The organism is Amycolatopsis sp. NPDC028719, from assembly GCF_055565395.1.
Genome location: NZ_JBVHUL010000002.1, coordinates 720537 through 735499, shown reverse-complemented (window position 1 = coordinate 735499; position 14963 = coordinate 720537). Strand labels below are relative to the sequence as shown.

The window sequence follows — 14963 nt, the reverse complement described above, 5'->3', positions numbered from 1 at the left end:
GGTCTCGGCGGCGGGGCCCGGATGCGTCCGGGTCCCGCCGCACTTTCGCGTAAATCGCTTGCCCCGCCGCGTCCGGCGCTGCACTGTGACCGGACCACGAGCCAGGGGAGCAGCACCGCCGATGGAGATCCGTCCCACGACCGAGCAGGACCGCGAGGTCTTCGTCGACACGCTCTTCGCCGCGTTCGGACGGTTCCCGGAGCCTCCGGGCGAAGCGGAACGGGTCTGGTCGGCCCTGGAAATGGACCGCGCCCTGTTCGCCGTGACGGCGGAGGGCCGCCCCGTCGGCACCGCCGCGGCGTACTCGTTCGAGCTGACCCTCCCCGGCGAAACCGTGGTCCCGGTCCCCGGCGTGACGGCCGTCGGTGTCCTGCCCTCGCACCGGCGCCAGGGCGCGCTCACCGCGATGGTGCGGCAGCACTTCGCCGACGCACGGGCGCGCGGGGAGTTCCTCTCCGTGCTGCTGGCCAGCGAGGCGGTGATCTACCGCAGGTTCGGCTACGGCCCGGCGACCACCACGCACCGGCTGACGGTGCCGCGCCATCAAGCTGCCTTCGCCGCCCCGAGGGCGACGGCCGGTCCGGTGCCCGGTTCGATCGAGGTGCTGCGGCGCGCCGACTGCGCCGACATCCTGGAAGACGTCTACGACCGCTACCGCCGGACCCGCCCGGGTGCGCTGTCCCGGCCGCACCACTGGTGGGCCCGGGGCGCGGGCCGGCCGCCGGTCGCCCCGGCGCAGCGCTACGTCGCCGTCCACCGCGACGCCGACGGCGTCCCGGACGGGTACGCGACCTACGTGCTCGAAGGGGCGGGCGCGATGACGGTCGACGAGACGATCGCGGCCGACGACGCGGTCGCCACCGCCCTGGCCCGGTTCCTGCTCGACCACGACCTGGCCACCGAGGTGGTGTTCCGGCAGTGCCCGCCGGGGCACCCCCTGCGCTGGCAGCTCGAAGACGTCCGCGCGGCGCAGGTGAGCGACGAAACGGACTGGCTCTGGGTGCGGATCCTGGACATCCCGCGAGCGCTGACCGCACGCGGCTGGACGACCGACGGCGAGCTGGTCCTCGAGGTCGCCGACCCGTTCGCCGGCGAGCGAGGCCGCTACCTGCTGACGATTCGCGACGGCAAGGCCGAGTGCGGCCCGACGGACCGCGACCCCGACCTGTCCCTGGACGTGAGCGACCTGGGGTCGCTGTACCTGGGTGGAACCGCCCCGAGCACGCTGGTCCGGGCGGGGCACGTCCGGGCACACCACCCGGGCGCGGCCTCCCTTGCCGACGCGCTGTTCCGTGCCGAGCGGGAGCCGCACTGCCTGCACTGGTTCTGACCCGTTCGGAAGGAGGGATGACCGCCGGTCCGAGCCTCGGCCTGCTCCGGCGACCGGTTCGGCAGGGTGACCGCACGCTTGTGGGCGAGTGGAGGTGCGTCGCGCGGCACCGCCCCGAGCACGCTGGTCCGGGCGGGGCACGTCCGGGCGCACCACCCGGGCGCGGCATCGCTTGCCGACGCGCTGTTCCGCGCGGAGCGGGAGCCGCACTGCCTGCACTGGTTCTGAGGGGCGCTCCGGGCGGCGTCAGCGAGCGGTGGCGGCGACCAGCCCGAGCTTCCCGGCCAGCCGGCCGATCCAAGCCTCGACCTCCTCCGGGGACCGGTCCGGCAACCCGAAGATCGTCTCGGTCACGCCGAGGGAATCCAGGTGGGCCAGCCGGTCCCGGTCGGGCCGTTCGCCGAGTGCGCAGATCCGCGGCGCGCCTGAACGGCCCTCGGCGAGCCAGATCTCCTTCAGCAGCGCCACGTGCCCGTCGAGGTCGGAGTCCGCCGGGGTCGTGATCCAGCCGTCCGCGTGGCGGGCGATCCAGCGGAACGTCTTCTCCGTCGGGCCCGCGCCGAGCAGGACCGGGATGTGGGCCTGGGCCGGCTTCGGCCACGCCCAGCTCGGGCCGAACGAGACGAACTCGCCGTCGTAGGAAGCTTCTTCGGACGTCCACAGTGCATTCATCGCTTCGAGGTACTCGCGCAGCGCCGTGCGGCGGCGGTTGCCCGGGACGCCGTGGTCGGTCAGTTCGTCGACGTTCCAGCCGAAACCCGCGCCGAGCGTCACGCGGCCGCCGGAGAGGTGGTCGAGGCTTGCGATCGTCTTGGCGAGCGTGATCGGGTCGCTCTCCACCGGGAGGGCCACCGCCGTGGACAGCCGGATCCGCGACGTCACCGCGGCCGCCGTCGCCAGCGCCACCCACGGGTCGAGGGTGCGGCTGTAGCGGTCGTCGGGCAGGGACGCGTCGCCCGTGCGCGGGTGCGGCGACTCGCGCTTGACCGGGATGTGCGTGTGCTCCGGCACGTAGAAGGTGGCGAACCCCGCGGCTTCCGCGGCACGCGCCGCGGAAGCCGGGGTGATGCCTCGGTCGCTGGTGAACAGCACGATTCCGTAGTCCACGCGGGGAGCGTATTAGAACGTGTTTCAGTTTTCAAGGTGGATGCCTGGTTACTCCGCGTATTCAGTCCACTGTGGACGGCCACTGTCCCAGCAGGTGGGAGAACCGGGTGGGGCGGGATGGTGTGAGCCGTCCGGTTTCCAGTACTCTTGACCACAGGTCGAGAGGCGCTGCAACGGACCACGGGTCCGCCACGCTCGGCCGGATCCACCGAACCAAGGGCGCCTCCCGGATGAGGGAGGCTGCCGATGAACCCCAGCGAGTCCGACACCACCAGGCGCTTGCGCGAGCTGCTCGGGCAGCGGGTGGCGGTGCTCGACGGCGCGTGGGGCACCATGCTGCAGGGCGCCGGGCTGACCCCGGCCGACTATCGCGGCGACCGCTTCGGCGAGCACACCCACGACGTCACCGGCGACCCCGACCTGCTGAACCTCACCCGCCCGGACGTCATCCTCGATGTGCACCGCCAGTACCTCGCGGCCGGCGCGGACATCACCACGACGAACACCTTCACCGCCACCAGCATCGGCCAGGCCGACTACGGGCTGCAATCCCACGTCCACGAGATGAACGTCCGCGGCGCGCAGCTGGCCCGCCAGGCCGCCGACGAGCTGGGCGGCAAGTTCGTCGCCGGGTCGATCGGCCCGCTGAACGTCACGCTCAGCCTCTCGCCGAAGGTGGACGACCCGGCGTACCGCGCCGTGACGTTCGAGCAGGTCAAGGCCGCGTACGCGGAGCAGATCGCCGGGCTCGCCGAAGGCGGCGTCGACCTGCTGATGATCGAGACGATCTTCGACACGCTCAACTGCAAGGCGGCCATCGCGGCCGCCCGCGAAGTCGCGCCCCACCTGCCGCTGTGGATCTCCGTCACCATCGTCGACCTGAGCGGCCGGACGCTCTCGGGCCAGACCGTCGAAGCGTTCTGGAGCTCGATCGAGCACGCCGAGCCGCTGGTCGTCGGGGTCAACTGCTCGCTCGGGGCCGAGGAGATGCGCCCGCACGTCGAGGAGCTCTCGCGGATCGCCGGCACCTACGTCGCCTGCCACCCGAACGCCGGGCTGCCCAACGCGTTCGGCGGCTACGACCAGACGCCGGAGGAGACCGCCGGGCTGATCGGCGGGTTCGCCCGTGAAGGCCTGGTCAACCTGGTCGGCGGCTGCTGCGGCACGACCCCGGCGCACATCGCGAAGATCGCCGCCGCCGCGAAGGGCGTCACGCCCCGCGAGGTGCCCGCGCCGCCGGTCCGCACCCGGTTCAGCGGGCTCGAGCCGTTCGGCATCGGCGCCGACACCGGGTTCGTGATGATCGGCGAGCGCACCAACGTCACCGGGTCCAAGCGGTTCCGGCGGCTCATCGAGTCCGGCGACCACCAGGGCGCCGTCGACGTCGCGCTGGAGCAGGTCCGCGGCGGGGCCAACCTGCTCGACGTCAACATGGACGCCGACCTGCTCGAGTCCGAGCAGGCGATGACGACGTTCCTCAACCTCATCGCCACCGAGCCCGAGGTGGCCCGCATCCCGGTGATGGTCGACAGCTCCAAGTGGAGCGTGCTCGAAGCCGGCCTGCGCTGCCTGCAGGGCAAGGGCGTGGTCAACTCGATCAGCCTCAAGGAGGGCGAGGAGCCGTTCCTCGCCCAGGCCCGCACCATCCGCGACTACGGTGCCGGCGTCGTCGTGATGGCCTTCGACGAGCAGGGCCAGGCCGACACCGCCGACCGCAAGGTGGCGATCTGCGGCCGCGCGTATGACCTGCTGACGCAGAAGGCCGGGTTCGCGGGCGAGGACATCATCTTCGACCCGAACGTCCTGGCCGTCGCCACCGGCATCTCCGAGCACAACGGGTACGCGAAGGCGTTCATCGAAGCGCTGCCCCGGATCAAGGAGCGCTGTCCCGGCGCCCGGACCAGCGGCGGCATCTCGAACCTCTCGTTCTCCTTCCGCGGCAACGACGTCGTGCGCGAGGCCATGCACTCGGCGTTCCTGTTCTACGCCGTGCAGGCCGGGCTGGACATGGGCATCGTCAACGCCGGCCAGCTGGCCGTCTACGAGGACATCCCCAAGGACCTGCTCGAACTGGTCGAGGACGTGCTCTTCGACCGCCGCGAGGACGCCACCGACCGGCTGGTGAGCTTCGCCGAGAACGTCAAGGGCAGCGGCACCAAGCGCGTCGTGGACCTCTCGTGGCGCGAAGGCACGGTCGAGGAGCGGCTGTCGCACGCGCTCGTGCACGGCATCGTCGACTACATCGAAGAGGACACCGAAGAGGCGCGCCTGCTCAAGGCCCGGCCCCTCGAGGTGATCGAAGGCCCGCTGATGGACGGCATGAAGATCGTCGGCGACCTGTTCGGCGCCGGCAAGATGTTCCTGCCGCAGGTGGTCAAGAGCGCCCGCGTGATGAAGCGGTCCGTGGCCTACCTCGAGCCGTTCATGGAGGCCGAGAAGGAGGAGGCCCGGCTGGCGGGCCGGGCCGCGGTGTCGAACGGCCAGGGCAAGGTCGTGCTCGCCACGGTTAAGGGCGACGTCCACGACATCGGCAAGAACATCGTCGGCGTGGTGCTGGGCTGCAACAACTACGAGGTGATCGACCTCGGCGTGATGGTGCCGGCGGCGAAGATCCTCGACACCGCGGTCACCGAGGGCGCCGACGCGGTCGGGCTGTCCGGGCTGATCACGCCGTCGCTCGACGAGATGGTCAACGTCGCCACCGAGATGCAGCGCCGGGGCCTGAAGCTGCCGCTGCTGATCGGCGGCGCCACGACGTCCCGCCAGCACACCGCGGTGAAGATCGCGCCCGCCTACGACAACGCGACGGTGCACGTCCTCGACGCGTCGCGGGTGGTCGGCGTGGTGTCCGACCTGCTGGACCCGGACCGGTCGATCGCGCTGTCGGAGAAGAACCGCGCCGACCAGGAGGTGCTGCGCGAGCAGCACGCGAACAAGCAGCGCCGGCCGATGCTCACCCTCGAGCAGGCGCGGGCGAACCCGGAGAAGGTGCCGTTCGACGAGCTGCCGACCCCGGAGTTCACCGGCCGCCGCGTCGTCGAGCCGAGCATCACCGAGCTGCGCGAGATGGTGGACTGGCAGTTCCTGTTCCTCGCCTGGGAGCTCAAGGGCAAGTACCCGGCCATCCTGGAGCAGCCGGTCGCCCGTGAGCTGTTCGACGACGCGAACACGCTGCTCGACGAGATCATCGCGAACGGCAGCTTCACCGCGAAGGGCGCGTACGCGTACTGGCCGGCGCACTCCGAAGGCGACGACATCCTGCTCGACGGCGAGTTCTCGCACGTCGGGTTCCCGATGCTGCGCCAGCAGACGTCGAAGCCGGCGGGCCGGGCGAACCGCTGCCTGGCCGACTACATCGCGCCGGCGGGCGACCACCTCGGCGGCTTCGCCGTCGCGATCCACGGCGCCGACGAGCTCGCCGCGAAGTACGAAGCCGAGCAGGACGACTACCGCGCGATCATGGTCAAGGCGCTGGCCGACCGGCTCGCGGAGGCGTTCGCCGAGTACATCCACCTCAAGGCGCGCCGCGGGTGGTTCGAGCCGGACGCCGACCCGAAGCTGGAAGACCTGCACGCGGAGCGGTTCCGCGGCATCCGGCCGGCGCTCGGCTACCCGGCCAGCCCCGACCACAGCCAGAAGCGGGAGCTGTTCGAGCTGCTCGAGTCGGATGAGCTGGGCATGGCGCTGACCGAGTCGTACGCGATGATGCCGGCGGCGAGCGTGTCCGGGCTGATCTTCGCGCACCCGGACTCGAAGTACTTCACCGTCGGCCGGCTCGCCCGTGACCAGATCGAGGACTACGCGCGCCGCAAGGGTGTCGAGGTGGCCGAGGTCGAGCAGTGGCTGCGGCCGAACCTGGCCTACGAGCCCGGGGCGTAGTCCTTCAGCTCGATGTCCGTGGCGAAGTTGTCGGTCGCCTTGAGCATCATGCGGAGCAGGAAGCGTGACTTGAACGTCCAGTCCCGCAGCTTGATCCGCAGCCGGGACGGCGGCGCGAGGAACGGGCCCGCGCTGCCGCGCTGCGAGACCTTCGCGTAGCCGCGGAAGAGTTCTTCGTAGCGCGCGAAAGCGGCGCGATGGTCGCCACCGGCCGCGAGCAGCTCGCCGGCGAGCACGTACGCGCCGACGACCGCCAAGCCGGTGCCGAAGCCGCCGAGGGTGTTGCCGTAGGCGGCGTCGCCGAGCAGGACGACCCGGCCGCGGGAATAGCGGTCGATCGTGACGCGCGCGAGTGAGTCGAGGTAGAACTCGCGAGCCTGTGGGAGCTTCTCGATCAGTTCGGGCACCCGCCAGCCGGCGTCGCGGTAGGCGGCGGCCACCAGCTTCCGCTGGGTGCCGGTGTCCGTGCGGTCGTAGTCCAGCTCGGGTGAGGCGAAGACGAAGAACGCCGACGCCTTCGGCCCGCCGACCGCCGCCATCCGGCCCGGCTCGTTGTACATCACGGCTTCCCCGTCGGCGACCTGCTCACCCAGCTCGGCCAGGGCGTAGTAGTGGCCGAGGAAGGTGACGTAGCCGCGTTCCGGGCCGAAGGCGAGCCGCCGGACGGTCGAGTGGATGCCGTCGGCGCCGACGACGAGGTCGAACCGGCGGGGCGCGGCGTCGGCGAAGGTGACGTCGACGCCGCCGGCCGTCTCGGTCAGCGACGTGATGGTGTCGCCGAAGAGGTACTCGCAGTACGGAGCGGTGCGCTCGTACAGGAGGTCGGCCAGGTCGCCGCGGCGGATCTCGATGTCACCGCCGGTGAATTCGCCGGGGATCACGGCCTGGGGCCGCCCCTCGGCGTCGATGATCGTCTGGTCGGTGCCGCCGGTCTGGCGGGCGATGACGTCGTCGAGGATGCCCATGCGCTCCAGCACGGTCCGGTGGGTGGCGCCCTTGAAGTCGACGGCCTGCCCGCCCGGGCGCACCGACGGGGCGCGCTCGACGACGGTGACGGTGCAGCCGTAGCGGGACAGCCAGAGGGCGAGGGCGGGGCCGGCGATGCTCGCGCCGGAGATCAGGACAGTCAGGTTCTTCATGCCGCCGAGCATCGCCAGGGCGGCTTACCGGTCGCTGGCGAAGCGCTGACGGCCGCCGTCAGCGACGGTCGCGAGTGGACCGCGCGCCGACCGTGACGGCGGAAAATTCCCGGCCGTGAGCAGGGTTTTCCCGCCGGTTTTCGCACGTTGACCCCGGCCGGTCGCGCGGGCACCATTTGCCGGGGGAGAGGGGGCGGCGATGCTGGACAGCGAAACGCGACCGGCGGCCACCGCACTCGGCGAGCTGCTGCGCAACGGGGAGCGCGCACTCGAGGCCGACGGCGACCTGCGCGCCGGCCGGGAGTGGTTCGACCGGGCGTACCGGGCCGCGGAGGCGGACTGCGACGGGGCCGGGATGGCGCGCGCCGCGCTGGGCCTGGCCGGGCTGTGGGTGCACGAACACCGGAGCGTGCCCGCGGCGGCGTTGCTGCAGGCGCGGTTGCGCAGTGCCCGCACGGCCGTCGACCCGGGGTCGTCGCTGGCCCTGCGGCTCAAGGCGCGGCTCGCGGGCGAGGCCGACTACGTGGCGGGGGAGAGCGACGAGATCCTCGCCGTGCTCGAAGAGGCCAAGCGCGCGGGTGACCCGGTCGCCTGGGCCGAGGCCGCGAGCCTGGCCCACCACTGCCTGCTCGGCCCCGGCCACGGCGGCCGTCGGCGCGCGCTCGCGCAGGAGCTGATCACCGAGGGCTTCCGCACCGGGCGGCGCAGCGACCTGCTGATGGGCCTGCTCTGGCGCACGGTCGACCTCTTCCTCGACGGCGACCCGCACGCCCAGCGCGGGCTCGCCGACCTGCGTGGCCTGCTGGCCGAGCGCGACCACCTCGCGGTCGGGTTCGTGCTCGACGCGATCGACGTCATGCTCAGCATCCGCGCGGGCCGGTTCGAGGAGGCCGAAGCCCGCGCGGCCGCCTGCGCGCTGCGGGGCGAGGAGGCCGGGGACGCCGACGCGATCGGCTGGTACACCGCGCAGCTCGGAGCGGTGCGCTGGTACCAGGGCCGGGTCGCCGAACTGCTGCCGGTGCTGCGGGAGACGGTGCACTCGCCGACGCTCAGCGTGGTGGACAACGCGTTCGTCGCCGGCCTGGCCGTCGCCGCCGCTTCGGCCGGGGACGAGCGCGAGGCGGCCGGCGCGCTGGCCCGGCTGCGCGGGCGGGACCTGGCGCTGCTGCCGCGGTCGAGCAGCTGGCTCGTGTCGATGTACGGGATCGTCGAGTCGGCCTACCTGCTCTCGGACGTCGAGTCGGCGCTCGCCGCCTACGCGCTGCTCACGCCGTTCGCGAGGCTGCCGGTGATGGGCAGCCTCGCCGTCGCCTGCTTCGGCTCGGTGCAGCACGCGCTGGGCGTGGCGATGCTGACCGCGGGCGAGACCGGGCGCGCCACGGAGCACTTCCGCGCGGCGGTGCGCGACAACCTCGCACTGGCCCACTGGCCGGCCGCGGCGTTGTCCCGCGCGCGGCTCGCGCAGGCGCTGGGACCCGGCTCGGCCGAAGCCGGGCGGGAGCTGGCCACCGCGACGCGCGAGGCCGCGCAGCTCGGGATGGTGCTGCCGGCCTTCGCCACCCGTGTCGCGGACCGCCGGGTCACGTGCCGGCGCCAGGGCAGCCACTGGCTCTTCGCATTGGACGGGCGGTCCGTTCAGGTCGAGCACAGCGTCGGGATGGGCTACCTGGCGACGCTGCTGGACAACCCGGGCCACGAGCTGACCGCGGTCGAGCTGGCGCACGGGGTGGTGGCCGAGGTGACGTCCGCGCAGCCGGTGCTCGACCCGGCGGCGTCCGCGCACTACCGGCGCTGGCTCGCGAACCTCGAGGCCGAGCTCGACGAGCACGAGGCCAACCACGACGCGGGCCGGGCGGAGCGGGTGCGCACCGAGCGCGACTGGCTGCTGGGCGAGCTGTCGGCCGCGGCGGGGCTCGCGGGCCGCGTCCGCGAGTTCGCGGGCGCGGAGGAGAAGGCGCGGATCGCGGTGGGCAAGGCGATCCGCCGCGCGCTGACCCGCATCGCGGCGGCGGACGCGGCGATCGGCGACGTCCTGCGCGGCGGCGTCCGCACCGGCACCCGCTGCTCCTATCACCCCACCTGACCCGCCTCGCTTGGGGCCGGTGACTACTCGACGGCGCCGTTCTGGGTCAGCAGGGTTTGATACCAGGCGTCGTACGGGTGGTTGGTCGCCGGGTAGTTCGCCAGGGGCGACGTCGCGTCGCCCGCCGAGTCGAAGTCCCAGCCGCGGACCAGCTTGCCCGACTGGCGGGCCGAGGTGATGAACGCCGACTCCGTCGCGGGTGCCCCGTAGAACAGCGCGCCCTGCTGCAGCTCCGCGCTGTCGCCCTTCTGGAACTCGTCGAACGCGACCTGGCGGTAGCGGACGCGGTCGCCGGTGACGCTCGCGGTGTCCACGCGCAGGGTGTTCGACGGCGTCGGCCCGTCGGCGCCGGTCCACACCTTCACGCGGCGGGTGCCGCTGGTGGCGGTGTCCTTGGCGAACCGCGCGTCGGACGTCTTGGCGTTGCCGGTCCACGCCACCGTGGTGGCCGACAGGGTGCCGTTCCAGGTCCAGTTCTGGCTGCCGCTCTGGCTCTGGTGGATCTCCCGCAGGTGCGTCCCGTCGGTGAAGGCGACCGTCGGCTGGACGCCGTTGTCGTACTGGTGGCTGGCCTGCCAGGTGATCTCGCCGTCCGCACCGAGCTTGCCGACGTGGTACCAGAGCGTGGTCGCGGTCGGCGACTGGTGGACCTCGACGAGGTCGCCGTCGTCGTTCAGCGCGACGGCCGGCGTCTGGCCGCTGTCGTACTTCCCGTGCCGCAGCCAGGTGACGCGGCCGTCGGCGCCGTAGGTCCCGGTCCAGTACCAGAGCGCGCCGCCGCCCGAGTCGTGCACCTCGACGATCTGGCCACGGCCGTTCAGCGCGACCGCCGGGTGGTACCCGACGTCCCGCTTGTACTCGCCGCGGCTGCCGCCGTCGCCCGACAGCAGCGGCAGCACGCGCCCGCGCAGCGCGTCGACGGTCGGCGAGCCGGCCGGGTAGTCCTGCGCCCGCAGCAGCCGGGCGCCGAACACCGACTCCAGCTCCTGGTTGACCGCGACGAGGTTGCCCGCCGCGAAGTTCGCGTTGTCGGTCAGGTCGTCCTTGAGGTCGAGCATGACGACGATCGGCGCGGCCGAGGGGTGGGCCGCCGACCAGGTGTTCACCACCGACAGCCAGTCCCGCAGGTTGTTCGACGCCGGGTTGCCGCCGCTGTGGTCGACGGCGTTGCCGGGCGAATCGTGGCCGACGCCGTAGTCGTGGGTCGTGGCGTAGCCGTTGTCGTGGATGTCGTACTCGATGAACCGGACGCCGTGGTCGAGCTGGTAGGTGATCGAGTTCTTCGCCCCGTCGACGCTGCCCGAATAGCTGTTGTGGGTCGCGCGGAAGACCGAAGAGGTGAACGGCGGGCTCGCGGCTTCGGCGGTGCCGCCGGTCAGCAGCGCGGCGGCCGTCAAGGCAGTGACGGCCAAAGCGGGCAGTCGGGTCATCCTCGGGTCCTCACGTCGGGAGCGGGTGCCGATCATCCTGGCCGTCCGGAGCGGTCGTTGTCCCGAACATCGGGTGGAACGTGGTGGAACGCGAGTGGAACGCCTAGAAGGCGACAGCTGGACGTTCGAGGGAGGAAACGCCATGACCCAGACCGGTGGACCCCAGTACCCGGACCCGGCCCGGCCGGTGCCGCCGCAGGCGGGGATGCCCGGACCGCCGCCCCCACCGCCCGCGCCGAAGAAGTCGAAGCGGCGGCAGAAGATCGTGCTCACCGTGTTCCTGATCCTCGTCGCGGGGGTCCTCGTGCTGGCCTGGGTGGCCACGCGGTCCAACGGCGAGAACGCCCAGACCGGCAATTGCGTCACCGAGAGCGGCGAGAACTCCGTGAAGATCGTCGACTGCGGAACGCCCGAGGCGACGCTCAAGGTCGTCGCACGCGTCGAGGACAAGACCCGGATCGAAGCGCAGATCAGCGCGTGCACCCCATACCCGGACGCCGACCAGGTGTTCTGGCAGGGCAAGGAGGGCGAGACCGGCGTCGTGCTCTGCCTGGCGAAGACCGGCAAGTAGCCCGATGGCGGGCGGGAAGTTCTCGTTCACCGGCTCCGGCGAGGTCCGGGTATCGAGCGGCGGGCGCACGCTCGCCGCGGCGGGTGACGTGATCGTCATCGGTGACCGGACCTTCCGGCTGGCCGAAGTGGACCGGGTCGCCTACCACGCGGCGGCCCGGCCGCACCAAGCCAGCTACGCGCTGGGCCTGGCCCGGGGCCGGGTGCGGAGCCGGTTCGTGTTCGACGCCTTCCGCGGCGGCGAACTCGAGGACGCCCGCGAAACGTGGCGGCTGCTGGTCGAACTGGTCGAATCGGTGGCCTGCCCGCGGCTCGCGCGGGCCGCGGTCGACGCCATCGCGGGCGGCGCCACCGCCCGGTTCGGCGGGGGCGGGCACCCGCGGATCGACGCCGACGCCGAAGGGCTGCGCCGCCGGCGGTGGTTCGCGCCGAAGGTGCCGTGGTCCCGCGTGCTCGGCGTCGACTTGCGCGCGGGCGAGGTGCGCGTGTGGACCGGCGGCCCGGAACCGGAACTCGTCACCGCCATGGCCGGCTGGAACGCGGTGGTGCTGCCGCGCGTCGTAGGAATGATGGTCGGCCACGAAAAAGAATCACCGGGAAGTCGTTGATCACGGATTCCCTGGAATGGCCGGGAAACGTTCACGAAATCGGAGATCGGCTGTCCGTTGTGTCGCATTCGCGGCGCCGTTCATCGATTTATGCCAAATCGCCGCGCGGATCCGGTACTTGGCCGGGCTCCGCGTAGTCATTATCCGAGGAACGAGTGTGCGCGGGCCGCGGAAAGCCCGTGAGGGGTTGGGGAGGCAGTGGGTGTGGCGAACGACTGGCCGCTGGTCGGCCGCGAACAGGAACTGGCGTCGGCGCGCCGGGCGCTGGGCGATCCGGAGGTCTGCGGCCTGCTGCTGACCGGGCGCGCCGGCGCCGGCAAGACCCGGCTGGCCAAGGTGCTGCTGGCCGAGCTGGCCGCCGGCGGGGCCCGCACGCACTGGGTGCGCGCGATGTCGTCGGCGTCGACGATCCCGTTCGGCGCGTTCGCCCACCTCCTGCCCGGCAACGCGGACGGCACGGGGGACCGCGCGCACCGGCTCAACCAGGTCGCCGGGCACCTCACCCGTGGCGCGGAGGGGCGCCGGCTGGTGTTGTGCGTCGACGACGCGCACCTGCTCGACGACCTGTCCGCGACCCTGGTGCACCAGCTGGCGGCGACCGCGTCGGCGTTCGTGCTCGTGATCGCGCCGCACGGCGTGAGCGTGCCGGACCCGGTGTTCGCGATGTGGAAGGACCGCGTCGCCGAGCGTCTCGACGTCGGTGAGCTCACCCGCCCGCAGACCACCGAGCTGATCACCGCGGCGCTGGGCGGGCGGCTCGACGACGGCGCGGAGCACCGGCTGTGGCACCTGACGCTGGGCAACCCGCTGTTCCTGCGCGAGCTGGTGCAGGGCGGGCTCGACAGCGGCTCGCTGTCGGCCGAGGACGGCGTCTGGCGGTGGAGCGGGGCCCTGCTGGCGACCCCGCGGCTGGTGGAGCTGATCGAAACCCGCATCGACCGGGTCGACGCCGACGAGCGGCGGCTGCTGGAACTGCTCGCCTTCGGGGAGCCGCTGGGCAGCGAACCGCTGGTGCGCCTCGGCGCCGCGCGCGTCCTCGCCTGGGCCGAGCAGGCCGGGCTGGTCGTTTCGGAACGGACCGGGCGGCGGCTGAACGTCCGCCTCGCGCACCCGCTCTACGCCGACGTGATCCGGCGCCGGACGTCGCCGCTGCGCCAGCGCGACACCTACCGGATCCTCGCGCAGACCCTGGACCTCACCGGCGCGCGGCGCGCGGAGGACAAGCCGCGGCTGGTGCGCTGGCGGCTGGCCGCCGGGCTGCCGACCGACCCGCAGCTGATCCGGGCCGCGGGGGAGACGTTGCTGCGCAAGGACTTCCCGCAGGCCGAGCAGCTGGCGGCCGAAGCCGCCCGGATGGGCGGCGGCTTCGGCGCGAAGTTCCTGCTCGCCCAGGTGCGGGTCGCGGGCGGCCGGCACGCCGACGCCGACTCGCTGCTCGCGGACCTCGCGGGCGAAACGGTGTCCGACGCGCAGCACGCCCGCGTCGCCGCCACCCGGGCCCGGAACCTGGCGTTCGGCCTGAACCGGTCCGAGGAGGCCGCCGCGGTGCTGGACACGGCCGAGACGGCGGTGTCCGGCGCGGTGGCTTCGGACGAGCTGGCGACCGCCCGGGCGGCCCTGCGCGCGGCGGCGGGGTCGTCGCGCGAGGCCCTTGACCTGCTCGGGCCGGTGCTGGACCGCAACCGCCGGGGCGACGCGCTCCGGCTCGCGGCGCTGGTGGTCGCGGCCGGGGCCCTGGCTTCGACCGGGCGGACGGAGGCGTGTCTCGGCGTCGTCGACGAGGGCCTGGCCATCGCGGAGCGGATTTCGGACGCGTCCGCGCCCGGTGCGCGGGTCCGGCTGGAGCACGCCCGGATCGCCGCGCTGTGCCGGGCGGGCCGGCTGGAGGAGGCCGAAGACCGGGCCGGGGACGGCTACCGGGACGCCGTCCGCGACCGGTGGGGTCCGGCGGTCGCGGGCGCGGCGGCGTCGCTCGGGACGGTCGCGCTCGCCTACGGCAACGTCCGCGGCGCGATCCGCTGGCTGCGCGAGGCCCTGGCGGCGGACGCGCACGACCAGCCGCACGAGTTCCGCCCCGCCGTCGCCGCGGCGCTGGTCCGGGCGACGGCGATGAGCGGACGCGTGGCGGAGCCGCTCGGCGACTGGGACGGCGCATGGGTGGCCGCGGCGCGGGGTGAGCTGACCCGGGCCCTGGCGCTGGGTGCCGCCGCCGCTTCGGCCGCTTCGGAAGACGGCAGGCTCGCGGTCGCCGCCGAGATCCGCCACGACCTCGTCCGGTTCGGGGGCGAGCCGGGGGAGATCCCGTCGGCGGGCGGGATGGCGGAGCTCTACTCGGCCCACGCTTCGGCCGTCTCGGACGCTTCGGCGCTGGACTCGGTGGCCGCGTCGTTCGCCGACGCGGGCGCGCGGCTGCTGGCGGCGGAGGCTTCGGCCCAGGCGGTGCGGGTGCATCGCCTGGAGGGCAGGAACGGCAGCGCGGCGATGTCCGCCCAGCGCGCGCGGGCGTGGCTGGCGTCCTGTGAGGACGCTGCGACGCCGGCGCTTTCCTCGCTGGACACGCCGTTGGACCTGACGGTCCGGGAGCTGGAGATCGCCCGCTTGGTGGCCACGGGGCTGACGAGCCGGGCGGTCGCGGACCGGCTCGTGGTTTCGGTGCGCACGGTCGACAACGTGCTGCACGGCGTCTACGCGAAGCTGGGTATTTCCGGGCGGCGCGAGCTGGCCTCGGTGGTAGGCCCGCTCGTCTCGGGGAGTAGTCCCGGCGACGGTCCTTAGGTAGTCCGCGGCGGTGACAGGGCGGAAGCCGAGTAGGCCGCT

The 14963-nt window shown here is 73.0% G+C and carries 10 protein-coding genes and 1 riboswitch; of the genes, 7 read left to right on the top strand and 3 right to left on the bottom strand.

Annotated features, from left to right (window positions below; all coding sequences use genetic code 11):
* Window positions 1-121: 121 nt before the first annotated feature.
* Both ACZ4TR_RS11430 and ACZ4TR_RS11425 read left to right on the top strand, forming a co-directional pair.
* Window positions 122-1330 (top strand): GNAT family N-acetyltransferase, encoded by a 1209-nt coding sequence (locus tag ACZ4TR_RS11430; RefSeq protein ID WP_465286949.1) that lies wholly within the window; start codon window positions 122-124, stop codon window positions 1328-1330.
* Window positions 1331-1396: 66 nt separating this feature from the next.
* Window positions 1397-1558, top strand: a complete 162-nt coding sequence (locus ACZ4TR_RS11425) for a hypothetical protein (protein ID WP_465286948.1) — start codon at window positions 1397-1399, stop codon at window positions 1556-1558.
* 18 nt (window positions 1559-1576) lie between these two features.
* Here ACZ4TR_RS11425 and ACZ4TR_RS11420 read toward each other — a convergent pair whose 3' ends face one another.
* The gene (locus tag ACZ4TR_RS11420; RefSeq protein WP_465286947.1) at window positions 1577-2437 is read right to left on the bottom strand and encodes a TIGR03619 family F420-dependent LLM class oxidoreductase; all 861 of its coding nucleotides are present in this window, start codon (window positions 2435-2437) and stop codon (window positions 1577-1579) included.
* A 154-nt stretch (window positions 2438-2591) separates the two neighbouring features.
* Window positions 2592-2669: riboswitch (S-adenosyl-L-homocysteine riboswitch) on the top strand.
* 14 nt (window positions 2670-2683) lie between these two features.
* Between ACZ4TR_RS11420 and metH the strand changes: the two genes are divergently transcribed.
* Window positions 2684-6316 carry a methionine synthase gene (metH, locus tag ACZ4TR_RS11415; RefSeq protein WP_465286946.1) on the top strand — a complete coding sequence of 1211 codons (3633 nt, stop codon included), beginning with the start codon at window positions 2684-2686 and terminating at the stop codon, window positions 6314-6316.
* Here metH and ACZ4TR_RS11410 read toward each other — a convergent pair.
* Window positions 6298-7455, bottom strand: coding sequence for an FAD-dependent monooxygenase (locus ACZ4TR_RS11410; protein WP_465286945.1), 1158 nt, complete (start codon window positions 7453-7455; stop codon window positions 6298-6300). The two genes, metH and ACZ4TR_RS11410, sit on opposite strands and share 19 nt — an antisense overlap.
* 199 nt (window positions 7456-7654) lie before the next feature.
* Here ACZ4TR_RS11410 and ACZ4TR_RS11405 point away from each other — a divergent pair, with 199 nt between their 5' ends.
* On the top strand, window positions 7655-9538 hold the full coding sequence (locus tag ACZ4TR_RS11405) for a hypothetical protein (protein ID WP_465286944.1): 1884 nt from the start codon (window positions 7655-7657) through the stop codon (window positions 9536-9538).
* A 23-nt stretch (window positions 9539-9561) separates the two neighbouring features.
* Here the strand turns inward: ACZ4TR_RS11405 and ACZ4TR_RS11400 are convergent, their stop codons facing one another.
* The gene (locus ACZ4TR_RS11400) at window positions 9562-10968 is read right to left on the bottom strand and encodes a PI-PLC domain-containing protein (RefSeq protein ID WP_465286943.1); all 1407 of its coding nucleotides are present in this window, start codon (window positions 10966-10968) and stop codon (window positions 9562-9564) included.
* Between the two features lie 142 nt (window positions 10969-11110).
* On the opposite strand from ACZ4TR_RS11400, the gene ACZ4TR_RS11395 reads away from it, so the two are divergent.
* The 3 genes from ACZ4TR_RS11395 (at window position 11111) to ACZ4TR_RS11385 (ending at window position 14921) form a co-directional block, all read left to right on the top strand.
* Window positions 11111-11539, top strand: coding sequence for an LppU/SCO3897 family protein (locus ACZ4TR_RS11395; protein ID WP_465286942.1), 429 nt, complete (start codon window positions 11111-11113; stop codon window positions 11537-11539).
* A gap of 4 nt (window positions 11540-11543) precedes the next feature.
* Window positions 11544-12146 carry a hypothetical protein gene (locus ACZ4TR_RS11390; RefSeq protein ID WP_465286941.1) on the top strand — a complete coding sequence of 201 codons (603 nt, stop codon included), beginning with the start codon at window positions 11544-11546 and terminating at the stop codon, window positions 12144-12146.
* Between the two features lie 204 nt (window positions 12147-12350).
* Window positions 12351-14921, top strand: a complete 2571-nt coding sequence (locus tag ACZ4TR_RS11385; protein ID WP_465286939.1) for a helix-turn-helix transcriptional regulator — start codon at window positions 12351-12353, stop codon at window positions 14919-14921.
* Window positions 14922-14963 lie beyond the last annotated feature (42 nt).

Bases quoted from the DNA above. Each gene is read 5' to 3' on its own strand.
- ACZ4TR_RS11390 (WP_465286941.1), top strand. From the start codon at position 11,544: ATGGCGGGCGGGAAGTTCTCGTTCACCGGCTCCGGCGAGGTCCGGGTA.
- ACZ4TR_RS11400 (WP_465286943.1), bottom strand. From the start codon at position 10,968: ATGACCCGACTGCCCGCTTTGGCCGTCACTGCCTTGACGGCCGCCGCG.
- ACZ4TR_RS11410 (WP_465286945.1), bottom strand. From the start codon at position 7,455: ATGAAGAACCTGACTGTCCTGATCTCCGGCGCGAGCATCGCCGGCCCC.
- ACZ4TR_RS11395 (WP_465286942.1), top strand. From the start codon at position 11,111: ATGACCCAGACCGGTGGACCCCAGTACCCGGACCCGGCCCGGCCGGTG.
- ACZ4TR_RS11405 (WP_465286944.1), top strand. From the start codon at position 7,655: ATGCTGGACAGCGAAACGCGACCGGCGGCCACCGCACTCGGCGAGCTG.
- ACZ4TR_RS11430 (WP_465286949.1), top strand. From the start codon at position 122: ATGGAGATCCGTCCCACGACCGAGCAGGACCGCGAGGTCTTCGTCGAC.
- metH (WP_465286946.1), top strand. From the start codon at position 2,684: ATGAACCCCAGCGAGTCCGACACCACCAGGCGCTTGCGCGAGCTGCTC.